Annotated in this window: 16 protein-coding genes; 6 read left to right on the forward strand and 10 right to left on the reverse strand. The window is 71.1% G+C overall.

Going from position 1 to position 15,448, the window contains the following annotated elements; all coding sequences use genetic code 11:
* Positions 1 to 44: 44 nt before the first annotated feature.
* The 9 genes from KIH74_RS32060 to KIH74_RS32100 all read right to left on the reverse strand — a co-directional run bounded on the left by KIH74_RS32060 (position 45) and on the right by KIH74_RS32100 (position 7,175).
* Positions 45 to 1,019 carry an LLM class flavin-dependent oxidoreductase gene (locus KIH74_RS32060; RefSeq protein ID WP_214160167.1) on the reverse strand — a complete coding sequence of 325 codons (975 nt, stop codon included), beginning with the start codon at positions 1,017 to 1,019 and terminating at the stop codon, positions 45 to 47.
* Positions 1,016 to 1,204, reverse strand: coding sequence for a hypothetical protein (locus KIH74_RS32065; RefSeq protein WP_214160168.1), 189 nt, complete (start codon positions 1,202 to 1,204; stop codon positions 1,016 to 1,018). Before KIH74_RS32065 ends, KIH74_RS32060 begins: the two co-directional genes overlap by 4 nt.
* A 23-nt stretch (positions 1,205 to 1,227) precedes the next feature.
* On the reverse strand, positions 1,228 to 1,377 hold the full coding sequence (locus KIH74_RS32070; RefSeq protein ID WP_214160169.1) for a nitroreductase family protein: 150 nt from the start codon (positions 1,375 to 1,377) through the stop codon (positions 1,228 to 1,230).
* Between the two features lie 253 nt (positions 1,378 to 1,630).
* A complete protein-coding gene (locus KIH74_RS32075) occupies positions 1,631 to 2,704 on the reverse strand; it encodes an LLM class flavin-dependent oxidoreductase (RefSeq protein ID WP_214160170.1) in 1,074 nt (357 codons plus the stop codon).
* Positions 2,701 to 3,600, reverse strand: a complete 900-nt coding sequence (locus KIH74_RS32080) for an ABC transporter substrate-binding protein (protein ID WP_214160171.1) — start codon at positions 3,598 to 3,600, stop codon at positions 2,701 to 2,703. The genes KIH74_RS32075 and KIH74_RS32080 overlap by 4 nt, the downstream gene beginning before the upstream one ends.
* Positions 3,597 to 4,313: an ABC transporter ATP-binding protein gene (locus tag KIH74_RS32085; RefSeq protein ID WP_246573581.1), complete on the reverse strand. Its 717-nt coding sequence runs from the start codon at positions 4,311 to 4,313 to the stop codon at positions 3,597 to 3,599. Before KIH74_RS32085 ends, KIH74_RS32080 begins: the two co-directional genes overlap by 4 nt.
* A complete protein-coding gene (locus KIH74_RS32090) occupies positions 4,310 to 5,143 on the reverse strand; it encodes an ABC transporter permease (RefSeq protein WP_214160172.1) in 834 nt (277 codons plus the stop codon). Before KIH74_RS32090 ends, KIH74_RS32085 begins: the two co-directional genes overlap by 4 nt.
* Positions 5,140 to 6,147: an ABC transporter substrate-binding protein gene (locus tag KIH74_RS32095; protein WP_214160173.1), complete on the reverse strand. Its 1,008-nt coding sequence runs from the start codon at positions 6,145 to 6,147 to the stop codon at positions 5,140 to 5,142. Before KIH74_RS32095 ends, KIH74_RS32090 begins: the two co-directional genes overlap by 4 nt.
* Positions 6,144 to 7,175, reverse strand: a complete 1,032-nt coding sequence (locus tag KIH74_RS32100) for an ABC transporter substrate-binding protein (RefSeq protein ID WP_214160174.1) — start codon at positions 7,173 to 7,175, stop codon at positions 6,144 to 6,146. Before KIH74_RS32100 ends, KIH74_RS32095 begins: the two co-directional genes overlap by 4 nt.
* Positions 7,176 to 7,378: 203 nt before the next feature.
* Here KIH74_RS32100 and KIH74_RS39045 point away from each other — a divergent pair, with 203 nt between their 5' ends.
* The 4 genes from KIH74_RS39045 (at position 7,379) to KIH74_RS32120 (ending at position 10,849) form a co-directional block, all read left to right on the forward strand.
* Positions 7,379 to 8,167, forward strand: coding sequence for an IclR family transcriptional regulator (locus KIH74_RS39045; RefSeq protein WP_214160175.1), 789 nt, complete (start codon positions 7,379 to 7,381; stop codon positions 8,165 to 8,167).
* 378 nt (positions 8,168 to 8,545) lie between these two features.
* Complete coding sequence (locus KIH74_RS32110) at positions 8,546 to 8,989, forward strand: MarR family winged helix-turn-helix transcriptional regulator (RefSeq protein WP_214160176.1); 444 nt, start codon at positions 8,546 to 8,548, stop codon at positions 8,987 to 8,989.
* Between the two features lie 92 nt (positions 8,990 to 9,081).
* A complete protein-coding gene (locus KIH74_RS32115; RefSeq protein ID WP_214160177.1) occupies positions 9,082 to 10,254 on the forward strand; it encodes a GDSL-type esterase/lipase family protein in 1,173 nt (390 codons plus the stop codon).
* Positions 10,255 to 10,306: 52 nt separating this feature from the next.
* Positions 10,307 to 10,849, forward strand: coding sequence for a nuclear transport factor 2 family protein (locus tag KIH74_RS32120; RefSeq protein ID WP_214160178.1), 543 nt, complete (start codon positions 10,307 to 10,309; stop codon positions 10,847 to 10,849).
* 444 nt (positions 10,850 to 11,293) lie between these two features.
* Here KIH74_RS32120 and KIH74_RS32125 read toward each other — a convergent pair whose 3' ends face one another.
* Positions 11,294 to 12,481, reverse strand: coding sequence for a hypothetical protein (locus tag KIH74_RS32125; protein WP_214160179.1), 1,188 nt, complete (start codon positions 12,479 to 12,481; stop codon positions 11,294 to 11,296).
* Between the two features lie 222 nt (positions 12,482 to 12,703).
* Here KIH74_RS32125 and KIH74_RS32130 point away from each other — a divergent pair, with 222 nt between their 5' ends.
* Both KIH74_RS32130 and KIH74_RS32135 read left to right on the forward strand, forming a co-directional pair.
* Positions 12,704 to 13,129 carry a hypothetical protein gene (locus tag KIH74_RS32130; RefSeq protein WP_214160180.1) on the forward strand — a complete coding sequence of 142 codons (426 nt, stop codon included), beginning with the start codon at positions 12,704 to 12,706 and terminating at the stop codon, positions 13,127 to 13,129.
* Positions 13,130 to 13,142: 13 nt separating this feature from the next.
* Complete coding sequence (locus KIH74_RS32135; RefSeq protein ID WP_214160181.1) at positions 13,143 to 15,434, forward strand: tetratricopeptide repeat protein; 2,292 nt, start codon at positions 13,143 to 13,145, stop codon at positions 15,432 to 15,434.
* Positions 15,435 to 15,448 lie beyond the last annotated feature (14 nt).

The raw sequence follows: 15,448 nt of genomic DNA on the forward strand, positions 1-15,448 counted from the left end.
TCGTCCTCGTCTCGCCGCGGGAAACCGTTGATTGACCGGGACACTCAGGCGGGCGCGTAGCGGTTGGCCGGGATCGGCAGGCCGAGGCGCTCACGCAGCGTGTGCCCCGGCGGTGGTGCCGGGACCAGCGGGGCCAGCAGCGGCAGGTCGACGCTCTGCTCGGCCGGCAGCAGGCGCACGCCGTCGACCGAGCGGTGCAGGTCGGTGAGCAGGTCGTGCAGGGCCTGGGCGGAGCCGACGTGCCGCAGGCGCTCACCGCTCCAGGCGGTGGTGCCGTCGAGGCGGGCCAGTCGTTCGGTCGCCTTCTCCTGCGGGGTGTCGAGGACGACCTCGAGATCGACGAACACCAGCTGCTCGCGGCCGGATCGGTGCGGGTCGCCGGTCAGGACGATGTCGGCGTGCTCGTCCACGCCGAGGTGCTCGGGGGCGATCACGACCACCTGCCCCTGGGGCGATCGCGGGGTGATCAGCGGGCCCTTCACACTGAACGTGGCGCCGGTGAAGTCGATGTGGTGGACGCGCGCGGAGTCGAGGTAGCGGCCGGTGGGTACGTCGCGGATCACGGCGTCGTCCTCCCAGGAGTCCCACAACGACCGCGCCGTGACGATGACGTCCGCCACCTCGCCGCTCAGAGCGTCCCCACGCAGTGCGGGTGCACCGACCGTGGCGAGGGCCGCCGCGTCACTGGCCGCCCCCACGAGCCAGGCGGCCCGGCCGTGACTCGCGTGGTCGAGACTGGCCAGCTGGGTGGCCAGGTGGAACGGCTCGGTGGTGCTGGTGTGCAGCACGGGGGCCAGGCCGATACGACGCGAAATGGTGGACGCGAACGCGGCCCGGGTGCCCGCCTCGAGTCGGGCGGTGGCCGGGACGGGGGCGTCGTCGAAGGTCGCCAGGACGAATCCGGCGTCCTCGGCCTGCCGGACGGCACCGCGCAGGGCGGCGGCCGAGAGCGCTTCACCCGCGGCCGGGTGGGCGCCGGCTCCGTCGAGGTCGACGGCCAGGAACAAGGGGCGGGTCATCGCGACCTCCGGATCACGGCGTCGAGACCGTCCCGTGCGGCCAGGTCGTCCTCACTGCCGAGATCGTCGAAAGATCCGGCGTCTCGCCGGGGGACGACGTCCGAGGTGACCGCGCGCATCACGGCGCCGCACCCGAAGAGCGCGATGTCCTCGTCGTACCCGAGCCGCATGGTCGGGGCGTTCACGACCGGCTTCCTGCGCCAGAGACTCACCAGGTGCCCCCGTGCCGGCGGTCGCTCGCGGACGGGGTGCGGCGGGCGCCCTCACGGATCCGCTCCGGCGCATCCGGCGGGATCGGCTGGTCGGCGTAGCTGCGGACGTTGCGCCGTGAGATCAGCGCTTCCCAGGTCTCGGCCATGCGCTTTATTGTCTACCAAATCAATAGAGTTTACTAGAGGGAGGGCGCCCTGGCCTCACCGGTTCCCGGCATCACCGAGCCGATCTGCGACACAACCCTTCTCAAGCTGCGCCGCTACGCCGGGGTCCCCCGGCGTAGCGGCGCAGCGGCTCGATCGTTGAATCACCCCGGGCTCCAGCGTGTACGCGGCGCGAGGGCCTCACACGTCCCGCACACTCATCGCCGCAATCGCCGGAATCGCCGAAGCACTGCCCTACCGGCCACCGTGGCGCAGGGTCGGCAGGATGCTCTCGGCCACCCGGTAGGCCTCTTCCAGCAACGGGTTTGCCGACAGGATGAACGTGTCCACCCCCAGCGCCCGGTACTCGGTGAGACGTTCGATCACCTGCTCGGTGCTGCCGACCACAGCGGTTCCCGGGCCCGGGCGGAACAGGCTCATCCCCGGCCACAGGTTCGGTGACGTCTCCAGTTCACGCGCCCGGGCCGGCACCCGGCCACCGTGCTGGCGGAACTGCCGCTGCCAGCCCTCGCCGTCGTTCTCGCCGCGAGCGCCCAGCTGGCGCGCGTACGTGGCCTGGCTGGTGACGTCGAGCAGCCGGTCGGCGGCCGCCCAGGCCTCCTCCTCGGTGTCTCGCACGATCAGGTGCAGCCGCAGACCAAGTTTCAGCGAACGTCCTCTGGCAGCCGCTCTTTCCCGCACCCGGTCGAGCTTCTCGGTCAGCTGCGCGGTCGGCTCGGCCCAGGTGAGGTAGACGTCCACGTGCTCGGCGGCGACCTCGATCCCGGCCGGTGACGAACCCCCGAACCACAGGGGGACGCCTCCCTCCTGGAGAGGGGGCAGGTCCCGGAAGTCGGAGCCCGCGTCCTTCAGGTCGTAGAACCTGCCCCGGTGGTCGAAGACCTCGCCGGAGGTCAGGCGCCGCACGATGCCCCAGTACTCGGCCGACAGCTCGTAGCGCTCGTCGTGCTCCAGGTGCAGACCGAAGCGGCGCAGGGCCTCGGTCTGCCCGTTGACCACGTTGAACAGCAGCCGCGGGCCGAACAGGTGCTGAAACGTCAGGGCCTGCTTGGCCAGGGTCACCGGCGAGGTCAGGCCCGGGTGCACGGCCAGCAGCGGTCTGAACGTCGGGCCGGTGACGGCGGCCAGCGCGCTGCCCAGCGGCCAGACGTCGTACTGATCGGTGGCCAGCAGCGCCCCGTCGAACCCGAGGCCGTCGACGGCGGCGGCCAGGCGCTGGAGGTAGCCCAGGTCGGCCGGGCGGCGCCCGTCCGATTCCCAGGGGTAGGGGCCTTCTTTCGGGATGATGTACCACAGGACGTCGGTCACGGCCGGGCCTCCAGGGCCGCGTCGACGTGGGTGGCCAGGTCGGGCAGGTAGGCGTCGGCCACGGTGATCCGGGGCGACAGGAACCCACCGTCGGCGAGGATGCCGGCCGCTTCCTGCTGTTCGGCGATGACGGCGGCATCGACGCTCTGGAGCTTCCAGGGCAGGCGCGACAGTGCCTCCCGCCAGTCCTGCTCCTGGCCGCCGAGCTCGGCGGCAGCGTGCTCGGCGGCTTCGTCCAGGTGCGTGGCAGCCCAGGAATCGGCCTGTTGCAACGCCTTCACGACCGCGGCGAGGACCTGCGGGCGGTTCTCGGCCAGATCGCGGCGGGCGAAGAAGACCGACCTGTCGGTGATCACGTCGCCGGTCTCGACGAGTTTACGAACGCCGCCCTCGCGCAGGGCGCCGTACAGGTCGGCCTCCTGGGCCACCCAGGCGCCGATCTCGCCGCTCTTCAGCCTCGGCAGGGACGCTTCGGCCGAGGGCCTCTCCGAGACCACGTCGGTGTACGAAAGCCCGGCGTCGTGGAGGGCCTTCGCGACCAGGTGGGTGTGCCAGGACCCGACCGAGTGCACGACCGTCAGGCCGCGCAGATCGGCGACGGTGCGCACCGGGCCGTCATCGGCCACCAGCAGCGCCCCGTGCTCCGGTCGCGGCGTGGAGACCGCCGCGTAGACGATGTCGTGCCCGGCGGCCTGACCGGTCAGTGGCGGGGTGGCGCCGGTACCGCTGATGTCGATCGTTCCGTCGGCCAGCAGTCCCGCCGTGCGGGTGCCGTCCTCGAAGTGGTGGAAGACGACGTCCTCGCCGAACGGGGCCAGGGCCTGCTGGGCGAACTCCAGCCGGGCCAGGTGGTACAGGGACGGGTTGCTGACATGAACGCCGATGGTGACGGTCATCGTGGCTCTCCTTGCTTCTGCTGCACCCCGAGATCGGCGAGCAGCTGGGAACGGATCCGGGTGAAGGCGGGACGGGTGGGGTCGCGGGGCTGTTCGAGGTCGATGCGCTCGTCGCGGATCAGCGCGCCCTGTCGCAGGACGGCGACGCGGTCGGCCAGGCGCACGGCCTCCTCGACGTCATGGGTCACGAGCACGACCGCCGGCTGGTGGCGGGCGCACAGGTCGGCGACGAGGTCTTGCATGCGCAGCCGGGTCAGGGCGTCGAGGGCGGCGAAAGGCTCATCGAGCAGGAGAAGTTCGGGTTCCCGGACGAGGGCGCGCGCCAGGGCGACCCGCTGGGCCTCCCCGCCGGACAGGGTGCCGGGCCAGGCGTCCGCGTGCGCGCCCAGGCCCACCTCCTCCAGCGCGGCCAGCCCGAGCGAACGGGTCGCGGCGGTGCGGGGCAGCCCGACCACCACGTTGGCCAGGACCCGTTTGCTGGGCACCAGCCGGGGTTCCTGGAACACCACCGTGCGCCGCCGCGGCACCAGCACGGTGCCGCCGTCGGGATGGTCGAGCCCGGCGAGAATCCGCAGCAGCGTGGTCTTCCCGGTGCCACTGGCGCCGAGCAGGGCCACGAAGTCGCCGCGGGTGACGTCGAGGTCGATGCCGTCGAGCACGTGCCGCTCGCCGAAGGTGCGCCGCAGGCCGCGCACGATCACCGCGTTCGTCATCGTCGTGCTCCTGCCCGCCGCCACGGCATCAGAAGCCGTTCCAGGGTGCGGACGATCACGTCGGCCGCCAGCCCGAACAGGCCGTAGACGATGATGCACAGCGCGAGGATGTCGGTGCGCACGAAGTTCTGCGCCTGCGTCATCAGGTAGCCGATGCCCGCGGTGGCGTTGAGTTCCTCCGCCGCGATCAGCGCGACCACGCTGAGGGTCATCGACAGCCGCAGGCCCACGAGCAGCTGTGGCAGGGCACCGGGCAGGATCACCTCCCGGATCAGGGCGATACGGCCCATCCCGAACGTCCGCATCGCCTCGACCAGGCGCGGGTCGACCGTGCGGACGCCGCTGGTCGCGTTGACGTACATCGGGAACGTGGTGGCGAAGGCGATCAGCACGATCTTGGCCGTCTCACCGATACCGAACCAGACCAGGAACAGCGGGACGAGCGCGAGAAAGGGCACGGTGCGCAGCATCTGGACGCTTGAGTCGATCAGCTCGTCGCCGAGCCGGCTCAGCCCGGTGGTCACGCCGAGCACCAGGCCCAGGCTCAGGCCGATCACCAGGCCCAGGCCCGAACGGCGCAGGGACGTGGTGAGGGCGGCCTGGAACTCGCCGTCACCCCACAGTTCCCCGACCGCCCTGATCACCTGGGCCGGGGAGGCGAGGACCTCGGGACGCAGCAGGCCGGTGGACGAGGCGGCCCACCACAGCAGCACGAGGGTCACCGGCCCCACCGTCCGCAGCAGCGCGGAGGTCCGGGACGAACGGACGCGGCGGCTGCGGACGGCGGGCTCGACCAGTCCGTCGGTGGCGGGGTCGGTCACCGCGGTCATGACGCTCTCGTGCCCAGGCTCTCGACGTCGATGACCGAGGCGGCGACGTCGACCGTGCTCGTCGTGACCTTCTGCTCGGCGAAGAACTGGGCGACGGCGGCGTAACGCTTCAGGTCATCGTCGGTGATCGGCTCGACCTGTGCGCTGCGGCGCAGGAAGTCGAGGTTGATCTCCTTGGCCTCACCGGTGACGGACTGGGCTCCCGAGTCGGTGAACACGTTGACGTAGGGCTGCGGGTCGGCGATCAGCTGGGCGCTGGCCTCGTGCAGGTACTCGTACAGCGCCCTGACGACCTCGGGGTGCTCGTCGGCGAAGGCGGTGCGCACGGCCCAGACGGTGTAGTTGTCGGAGTCGATGTCCTCGCCCTGCACCAGCTGGCGGGAGGTGCCCTGGGCCAGGGTGGCCACGGTGTAGGTGCTCCAGGTGGCCCAGGCGTCGACCTGGCCGGAGCTGAACGCGGGCGCCGACTGGTCCGGGGCCAGGTACACGCGCTCGACCGAGTCGTACGGCACACCGGCCTTTTTCAGGGCCTGTAGCAGCAGGTACTCCCCCGTGCCGCCCTTGTTGACGGCGACCTTCTTGCCCTTCAGGTCTGCGACACTGGTGATCGAGGAGTCCTTCCTGACCAGGATGCCCTCACCGACCGGGTCGGGCTGACCGGTCGCGAACAGCCGAAAGCCCGGGTTCGCGGCCAGTGACCCGATGCCGGAGGTGATGGATCCCTGGGCCACATCGAGCTGGTTCGCGTTGATCGCCTGTGCGGCGGGGGCGAACGGACCGGAGCTGCCGGTCCATTCGACGCCGGCGCCGACCGCGGACAGCGCCGCGTCGAGGCTGCCGTCCTTCTTGCCGAGCGCCAGGATCCCGGCGTTTCCCGGGTCGGGGATGCGCACCTGGATCGTCGCGCTGTCGGCGGCCTCGGCGTCCGAGCCGCAGGCGGCCAGGCCACTCATCGCGACGACGGCCAGGAGCAGGGGGACGGCGACTCGTCTCGTACGGGTCATGACGGGTTCTCCTGATCGGCAGAGCTGGTGGGGGTGCGACGGGCGATCAGGTCGTGCGCCCGGCGCAGGGGTTCGTGATCGGCCCAGGCCCGCACGTCGACGGGCTCGGGCAGGAAGCCGTGCGTGCGCAGGAACTGCTCCTGTTCGGCCAGCAGGCCGAGGCGCTCGGCGGACAGGTCGAGGTGCAGGGACGCGCCGGCGGCGTAGGCCCCGGCCACACCGGCCGGGCCGGAACCGGTTTCGGCGGCGAGGATGCGGTTCACCTCGCCCGGGTGGGCACTCGCCCAGTCGGCGGCCTCGATCAGCGTGGCCAGGAACCGGTCGACCACGGTCGGGTACTCGTCGAGCAAACTCTGGGCCACGGTGATCGGGCGCGGGGTGCCGTTGTTGATCCGGCTGCGGCGATCGGGCTGGGCATCCAGATCGATCGCCGTGACCAGCCCGTACCGCTGAGCCGACTCCACCGCGACCGCACCCTTGACGTAGACGGCGTCCACGCGTCCCTCCTGGAGGGCCGTGAGTTCTGCCTCCCACTGGCCCCGTTCACGCGAACCCGCGGGCACGTCGATCAGCGTGGCGTCGGCCAGGGTGAGCCCGGCCAGGCCCAGGGCTCCCGCGAGACCGTGCAGGGCCATGGCCCGCCAGAAGTCGATGCTGATCTCGTGCCGCGGCAGGGCCAGGCGCAGGCCTCGGAGCTGCGCGGCCCCGGTGATGCCGGAGTCGGCCCGGACGAGCACGGCCTGGCGTTCCTCGATCCAGGTCAGGCCGATGAGCCGGGTGTCCCCACCGCGCGAACGGGCCCACAGCGCAGGGACGTTGCCGCCCTCGCGGAAGAGCGCGGGATGGGCGTGGGTGAAGTGACGCTCGTCGAGGGCGCCACGAGCGTCCTGGAACGAGCGCACCGAGATGCCGTCGGGGGCGAACTCGGCGCTCAGCGTGCCCCGGGCGGCAGCGATACCGGTGGCGGTGGGCACGGGACAGCGGGTGAACCACACCTCGTCGAGAGGTGGCGCTGCGGTGGTGGGCATGACGAAGCCACCCTTCTCATCATGTGAATGTCGCGCACTCTGCGATCTCGCTTCCGAAACAACCCTGACAGCAACAGTTTCAGAAGCACGGCTTTGTCTACTGATTTTGTAGGCTTTACCCAGACTGGCAGTTCCCGGTCCGGCGCGCAAGAGCCGATCTCTCACCATGTGAAAAGTGATGGGTCCGTCGATACACTGCGGAGGTGACCGACCACGCCACCGCGGAACGCGGGCCCGCCGGCGCCCAGGCCGTCCGCCGGGCCCTCGGCCTGCTGAGCGCCTTCCACGACAACGGGCCCGAGCTCAGCGCGTCCGACCTGGCGCGGCGGCTGAACCTGACCGTCCCGACCGCCCACCGCCTGGCCCGCACCCTGGTCGCGACCGGCTTCCTCGAGCAGAACGAGCGCACGCTGCGCTATCGCCTGGGCCCGGCCGTCGTCGAGCTCGGCCAGCTCTCGTTCCACCAGCGCGGCCTGCACCTGGCCCAGCCCGAACTCCGGCAGCTCGCCGACCGCACGTCCTCCACGGCCGACCTCGCGATCCTGGCCGGCACCCATGCCGTGATCGTGGCCGGCGGATCGGTGCACCCCCGCGGCGATCTCGGCCTGCGCCGCCCCCTGCATTCCACAGCCCTCGGCAAGGTCCTGCTCGCGTGGGCCACACCCGCCGAGGCCGCCGTCATCGACGAACTCGACCTGGCCGCGTTCACCGAACACACCATCACCGACGCCGACGCCCTGCGAGCAGCACTGGCCGACATCCGTGAGAACGGCTACGCGCTCAACAATGGTGAATCCATGCAGGGCGTGCGCACTCTCGCGGTCCCGGTGCTGGACGCCGAGGGCCACGCCCGCTTCGCCGTCGCCACCCGCACCAGCACGGCCGCCCTCACCGACGAGCGGCTCGAATGGTTTCTCGGGCATGCTCGGGCCTGTGCCGCCGCCTTGCAGATCCTGCTGCTACCACCGAGCCAGAGACCACAGCACCCCTGAAGCCTCGACCTCGCTCGATCCACGAGCGCCGCGTCCCGTCTCGATCACGAGATTCACGCGTTCGGGCACCTCGACGAATGCCTGGCAACCGTCGGAGGTCAGCCATGAGTGCCGGGGGGACGAGGCACCCGAAAGCGGCCAGTGCACGCGGCGCCAGGTCGTCGTGCGCAGAGGGAACTCCGCGGTCGTGCGCGCGCTGAAGCACCTCGGCGACGATTCGCTTCCCACATCTGGCCGCGTGCGTGCTGCACCGGCGTCGATGTGACGCCGTGTCCACTGCTGGGTGGCCAGTGCTCCGTCGGTCTTTCGCAGAGATGATTTAACGACTGAACTGTTTAGTCACTTGACTATCGGGTGCCCCAGCGGCACCCTGAAGTCATGACCGAGAGCCACCCCCCTCGCATCCGGAGCCTCGAGCTGCTGCGGCCGATCCTGGCCACGCAGCGCAGGGCCGCGGAGGACTGGGCGCGAAGCCGCGGCCTCACGTTCGAGCAGGCGGTGGTGCTCGGATACCTGGAGCAGCGTCCCGGCGCCATGCAGAGGGACATCGTGGAGATGAGCCAGACCACACCGGCCAACATCTCGCTCATGCTCAAGACCCTGGAGGGGCGGGGCCTGATCGAACGTCGCACCGAGCAGGGCGACGCCCGCAGCAAACGGGTGTATCTCACCGATGACGGCGTCGCACTGGTGGCCGGCCTGAACGCGTCGATGGTCGAGGTCGACGAGGCGATCTTCGAACCTCTCGACGCGGCCGAAATGGCCACGCTCGAAACGCTACTCACCAAGGTGAACAGCAAACTGCCGCACGGGCGACCGTAGCCCACCAGCTCACCGTCGCACGCCGCTCGGCGTGCGGGCGATCCCGCCTGCCCACTCACGGGCCCACCACCACCTCACCAAGGACGTCCGCCATGACCACCACAACCACATCCACATCCAGCTCTCCGGCATGGGAGGCGACCTGGGCTCAGGCCCTTCCCGACGTACGCGCCGACGCCGAGCCCTTCACCGACGTCACCCTGCGATCGCAGCTACGGGCCGGGATCGGGGGCCAGCGCGTCCGCGTCGAGTTCAGCAACCGCTACGGCGACCAGCCTCTGGTCATCGGGCGGGTCGCCGTCACCAGCGAAGGCCGCAGCGCTGCGGCGCTCTTCGATTCCGGCGTGGGGTGCTCGGTCCCGGCCGGCGAGTCGGTCTGGACCGATCCGGTGGATCTGCCGGTCAAGGGACACGCGATGCTGACGATCGACTTCCACCTGCCCGAGCAGACCCGATTCCCAAGGCTTTTCGCCAGCGTCAGCGACTTCACCTGCCAGATGTCCGAACCCGGCGACCACGTGGGAGCCGATCGGTTCCCGGCCGTCGCGGCACCGCCCTTCCCGATGCCGGACGACGCCGACATCTCCGTGCACGAGAGCGGGCCCTTCCTGCACACCGTGGACGTCACGGGCACGGCCCGCCACGCGGTGGTGGTCTGCCTGGGTGACTCGATCACCGCGATGGGCTGGCCCGAAGCAGCCGCCGCCCTCCTGCCCGTGGGATCCGGTGTCTCGATCGTCAACCGGGGGATCCCGGGCAACCGGCTCCGGCTGGACGCCGGCGCACCGTACCGGTCGAACGGACGCTCCGGTCTGCATCGCTTCGCCGAGGACGTCCTGCTCACCTCGGGCGTAGCCCAGGTGATCGTCGCCCTGGGCACCAACGACCTGGGGCTCCCGGGTGAGTTCGAGCCCCTGAACGAGCTGCCCACCGCCGACGAACTGACAGCCGCCTACCAGAAGGTGCTCGACCAGGCGTCCAGCGCCGGCATCGCAGCCAGCATCGCCACCATCGGCCCCCGCCAGGGGTCGGACAACCACGACACCGAGCGGGAACTGATCCGCAGCACCGTCAACGACTGGATCCGCACCCTCGGCCCCCGCTGCATCGACTTCGACCAGGCACTGCGCGATCCCGCCTCTCCCCTCGCCCTGGATGCCCGGTACGACAGCGGCGACCACCTCCACCCCAGCGACGCCGGGCAGATGCAGCTCGCCGCCACCGCGGTATCCGCGCTGAAAGACCTGCATCATCGCCGCCCCTGACCAGACACCCGCCCGACCCGCCCGACCCGTCACCAGCGAAAGCGACCATCCCATGACCACGACACCCCAGCAGCAGACAGATCACGACCGTGCGGTCGTCTCCGGCTTCTACGCCGCGATGACCCGGGCCGAGCAGAACGGCGGCTTCACCCCCGAGGACCTCGCCACCGTGGTGGACTTCTTCGAGAACGAACGCGAGGTGGAGATCAACCTTCCCGCTCCCGTCGGCGGCGTCTTCCACGGCCCCGACGACATCGCCGTCGGGCGCCATCGCATGCACGAACTGTGCGGTTTCACCCACCGCGACCACACCCAGGACGAGTACATCGCCGACGGACCCGGCCGCGTCATCTGCATCGGCGTGAACCACGGTGAGGACACCGAGGGCACCCCCTGGTCGATGACCGTCATCGAACTGGTCGACCTCGAGGACGGCAAGGTCATCCGCAAGCGCGTCTTCTTCCAGGACGCCGAGTTCCTCGGCCAGATCGCCCGCCAACGCGAAACCACGATCAAGGAAAGCCTCTTCGGCACCTACTGGACGACCGACAACCCCCTGATCGCCCTGCGCGTGAACGGCACCATGCCCGACTGACATCCCGCGCGCCGGCCGACAGGAGAGGAACCGCGGTCCCCATCGCTGGAGTGTCAGGAGACGTGACCAGCCCGTTCTGGTACGCGATCACCACCAGTTGCGCCCGGTCCCGGGCGCCCAGCTCGGACACGGTCCGGGTCAGATGCGACGTGACCTCGCCTCGAACCCGTCCATCACCGGCATCCGCAGATCCGAACCACGTCGACGCCCTCACGACGGGCCGGCTCCACGGCCTCACAGCCGTCAGGCCACCACACCCGGCGTCGGCATCCTCCTGGACGCCACACTGGCCCGGGTCTGCTGGTGCCCGCCGTGGTCTCGATCCTGGGCAGGTACAACTGGTGGCTACCCGTCCCGCCGGCCAGAGTGCTGCGGGTCGAGCCCTCTCCGCTGCGGCCGGACCAGCCGCCGCCGGACGACGCGACACCGGTCGATCGTGTCAGGTCAGCGAACTCCCCTCCGGCGGATCAGGCGCCCGGCCCGAACCCCGAAGACCACTCCGGCCCCGAGCAACGGAACCGCGCCGTTGCCCCGCAACCATGCCGGGCCAGAGGCCGGTGACGGTGACGGGTGTGATGCCCGGCCTGGGCCTGACACCGGGGCCGGGCCCGAGACCCGGGCCGATGCAGGCGCCAGGGCCGGATCCGGTGGAACTGCCGCCGAGGGTGGCCCAGGGGGCGTATCGGGAGCCCGCGTCGTGAACCCACCGGTGGCGCTCCACACGAGGGTGGCCAGCCCGACGAAAATCGCTTCCAGACCGAAGATGTAGGCAGCGAACTCGTGCCATCCCATCAGCGATGCGCCCGCCTGGTCCCCGGCCACCAGAACAGACAGGACGACGATCTCGCCGAAGCACATCGTGGCGACGGTCACGATCCCGGCGGCCCGCTCCAGAGCGTCCTGGGCCGGCCGCCGGAAGAACTGGGCCTCCACCGCGAGCGCGACGAACAACAGCGGGACGACCTGGCTGGCCTGGGCGAAGAATTCCTGGTCCACCCGGGTACCGACGGCGTCGGGGTCGGCCAGGGCGAAGTCCCACAGCGCCCCGGCGATCCAGGCGACGAAGGTACCGATGATCAGCGGCGCGAACGGCCTCAGCCTCTGCCACCCGGCCCGTGGGCGGCTCAGGAGTTCCCGGCGCGGATCGATGCCGAGGAAGACGGCCAGCATCAGGGCGAGCGCCACGATCCAGAGCAGGCACAGGCCGACGGACCAGACCAGGAGCAGCGGATCGTGGTACTCCCCGGCCGGGTTCCCCCATCCGACGGCCGCGAAGTCGATGGCCAGCGTCGCCAGGTACGCGACGAGGAACCAGCCGATCAAGTCCCGGCGCGGGAGCCTCGCGCCCAGCAGCCGGCGCAGGCGCACGGCCACGACGAACAGCACCGGCGCGGAGAAGGTGTCGACGCCGAGCAGGAGCAGGTCCCAGCCGTTCAGCCACCGGCCCAGGAGGTAGACCTGCGCGCTGTCGGCGACACCGCATCCGGGCCGGCGGTCGAGTTCGGCGCAGGCGTCGTACGCGGCGTTGACCAGTTCCTCGCTGAACGCGAACGGCACGAAGAACAGGAACAGCAGCAGGGACGCCCAGGCGACCGCCAAAGGGCTGCGTACCGGCTGGCCCTGACCCGTCATGCGGTGAGGTTAGGTCGCGTGGGCCATGATGCGGCAGGCTTTGACCGGGCCCGGGCCGCTCGCCTCTTCTTGTCCGCAGATACCCCGCCAGTCCACCGGGAAAACGCCCAGCCGCCGGAACACCGCGCGACATCGCAGATACCGCAGATACCGCACGGTTTCCGCCCCGTGCCGTCCCGCCCTGTGGCAGGCTGATCCCACGCCACATCAGGGGGGACTGCTGTGCTGCCGGAAATCCTCACGGGCGCCGCCGCTGCCGGGGGCACCGCCGTCGTCGCCGCCATGGCCGAAGACTCCTGGCAGCAGGTCAAGGCGCACGCCGTGCGCCTGCTGACCCGCGAGCCCGACGACCAGGACGCCGCCGAGCGCGTCGCCGGGCGCCTGGAGCGTTCCCGTACCGCCATCGAGACAGCCGCCCCGGCCCGGCGCGAGCAGGTGACCGCACAGCACACCGCCGCCTGGACGCTCGCGCTGGAGGAACTGCTCGAAGAGCACCCCGATCGCCTCGACAAAGTGCGTGAGTTCGCGCGGCAGAACGAGACTCACGTGGTGCTGAACATCCGGGCCCACGACCAGGCACAGGTGCCCGTGGTCGCCCGCGGCGTGCAGTACAACACCTTCGGCGTGCCACCCCGGCACGACGCCTGAGCCCACCGCCCCGATGACCGACCCGACCACAGCGACCAACCCGACCAGCCCGACCACCGTGACCAACCCCGCCCCGGTGACCGTGCACGTCCATGCGCATCACGGATCCATCGTCTCCGCCGTGGGTTCCGGCACCCAGCACAACCACACCCACGAACCCGAACACGAACCCGGCGACGTGGCCCGCGGCTACGCCGACGCACGCCGGCGCGGGCTGGCACTCTCACTGGAACCACCCTCCGGGCACCGGGACGAGCACCGCCCGGTCCGCGGGCACACCGCCCTCATCCGGCACCTGGAACAGGTCGTGCTCTCCCCCGGCCCGGGCAGCACCCACGTCCTGCACGGACTGGGCGGATGCGGAAAAACCAGCCTGGCCCTGGAAATCGCACACCTCGCCGACCGGGCCGGCCTGGCGGTCTGGTGGGTCACCGCCGACACCCGCGCCAACCTCGAGACCGGCCTGCGCACCCTGGCCACCCGCCTGGGCGCCGCCGAGTCCGAACTGACCCACCGGCACGCCCCGGACGTCCTCTGGGAACGCCTGCACGCCCTCGACCCCGAAACCCGATGGCTGCTCGTGCTCGACGACGCCGAGCACCCCGCCGACCTGCTCGACAGCCCCTTCGGCACCCACGACGGCCGCAGCTGGCTGCGCCCGCACCCCGGCGACACCGGAACCGTACTGGTCACCAGCCGCTCCGGCGGCAGCCCCTGGGCCTGGTGGTGCACCCAGCACGTCATCCACCCGCTGGCCACCGAAGACGCCGTGACCACCCTCTACGACCACGTGGGCCCCTGGGCCGGAGACACCCACGACGCCACCGCACTCGCCGAGAGCCTGGGCCGGCTCCCCCTGGCCCTGACCATCGCCGGGTCCGCGCTCGCCCGCAACGCCGACTGGCCCTGGCCGGAACCGGGCACCCCGACGACGTTCCGGGAATACCAGCAGGCCGTGCTGCGCGACGGCGCGCCCGACGCCGTGGACGGGATCGTCGCGCGGGTGTGGGACGTGGCGGTCCAGGGCCTGCGCTCGCGGGGCCACCACCGCTGCGAACAGCTCCTGGCCGTGCTGGCCACGATGGCCCAGACGCCGATCCCGGTCGCTCTCCTGCTGCCCACGGCCACGGCCGCGCAGACCCGTTCCCTGGCCGGCGTCACCGGCAACGAGCTGCGCGACCTGACCCGCGCGCTGGGCGAGCAGCACCTGATCGAACTACACAACGCCACCCCGTCCGTTCACCAGAAGCCGCGCGAGCTGAGCATTTTCATGCATCCCCTGGTGCGGTCCGCGGCCCTGCGCGAGCAACCGGCGCCGGTCGCCGACGCCGTCCTGCTGGTGCACAACGCCGTGGTGAACCTGCTCGGCATCCCGGACGAGATCAAGCTGTGGTCGTCGTGGCGGCTCATGGCCCCGCACGCCCACCACCTGATCTTTCTGCTGAGCGCCGCCCTCGACCGCGGCGAGCGCCTGGCGCCCGAGGTGGTGGCCCGGGCCGCCCACGCCGCCAGCCTCACCGCCCGCAGCCTGCACGTCCAGGGCGTCTACGACGTGGCCGGCGGCCAGTTCGAGGCGATCAACGCCCTCACCGGCCCGGTGCTGGGTGAGCGGCACCCGGAAACCCTGCGCTGCCTGCACTACATCGGCGTGCTGGAGCACGAGCGCGGCCAGCACGCCGAGGCCCTGCGCCGCCACGACCACGTGTACAGGCTGCGGCGTGAGGTTCTCGGGCCGGACGACGCCGAGACGCTGCGCAGCCGCCACTACCGGGCCCTGGCCCACCACGCCCTGGGCCAGGTGGACCAGGCCGAGCAGGAGTACCGCCAGGTGCTGGAGAAACGACGCCGGGTGCTCGGCCCCGACCACCGCCACACCTTCGCCACCGAACACAACCTGGTGCGCGTGCGGCACGAACGCGGCCTGCTGAGCGAGGCCGCCCAGGAGTACGAGCAGCTGCACCGGCGCATGGTCACCGCACTCGGCCCCGACTACCGGCACACCCTGGTCACCCAGCACAACCACGCCATGGTGCTGCACGCCCTCGGCCGGCTCGACGAGGCCGAGGCCGGGTTCCGGTTCGTCTGCCAGGCCGAGACCGCCCTGATGGGCGCCGAGCACCCCACCACCCTGTCCGGGCGCTACAGCCTGTGCCGGGTGCTGGCCGACCGCGGCCTGAGCGAACAGGCCGAGCAGGAAAGGCTTTCCGTGCTGGCCGCGCAGGTCCGGGTACTCGGTGAGCACCATCCCGAGACCGTCATCACCCGCGAGCGAAAGCCGGGCCCGGCCCGCTCCGGCCCGATCTGAACCGGCCGCTCACC

Origin of the sequence: Kineosporia corallincola (assembly GCF_018499875.1) — a bacterium.
GTDB lineage: Bacteria > Actinomycetota > Actinomycetes > Actinomycetales > Kineosporiaceae > Kineosporia > Kineosporia corallincola.

Bases quoted from the DNA above. Each gene is read 5' to 3' on its own strand.
- KIH74_RS32060 (WP_214160167.1), bottom strand. From the start codon at position 1,019: ATGACCCGCCCCTTGTTCCTGGCCGTCGACCTCGACGGAGCCGGCGCC.
- KIH74_RS32070 (WP_214160169.1), bottom strand. From the start codon at position 1,377: ATGGCCGAGACCTGGGAAGCGCTGATCTCACGGCGCAACGTCCGCAGC.
- KIH74_RS32080 (WP_214160171.1), bottom strand. From the start codon at position 3,600: ATGACCGTCACCATCGGCGTTCATGTCAGCAACCCGTCCCTGTACCAC.
- KIH74_RS32085 (WP_246573581.1), bottom strand. From the start codon at position 4,313: ATGACGAACGCGGTGATCGTGCGCGGCCTGCGGCGCACCTTCGGCGAG.
- KIH74_RS32090 (WP_214160172.1), bottom strand. From the start codon at position 5,143: ATGACCGCGGTGACCGACCCCGCCACCGACGGACTGGTCGAGCCCGCC.
- KIH74_RS32095 (WP_214160173.1), bottom strand. From the start codon at position 6,147: ATGACCCGTACGAGACGAGTCGCCGTCCCCCTGCTCCTGGCCGTCGTC.
- KIH74_RS32100 (WP_214160174.1), bottom strand. From the start codon at position 7,175: ATGCCCACCACCGCAGCGCCACCTCTCGACGAGGTGTGGTTCACCCGC.
- KIH74_RS32110 (WP_214160176.1), top strand. From the start codon at position 8,546: ATGACCGAGAGCCACCCCCCTCGCATCCGGAGCCTCGAGCTGCTGCGG.
- KIH74_RS32115 (WP_214160177.1), top strand. From the start codon at position 9,082: ATGACCACCACAACCACATCCACATCCAGCTCTCCGGCATGGGAGGCG.
- KIH74_RS32120 (WP_214160178.1), top strand. From the start codon at position 10,307: ATGACCACGACACCCCAGCAGCAGACAGATCACGACCGTGCGGTCGTC.
- KIH74_RS32125 (WP_214160179.1), bottom strand. From the start codon at position 12,481: ATGACGGGTCAGGGCCAGCCGGTACGCAGCCCTTTGGCGGTCGCCTGG.
- KIH74_RS32135 (WP_214160181.1), top strand. From the start codon at position 13,143: ATGACCGACCCGACCACAGCGACCAACCCGACCAGCCCGACCACCGTG.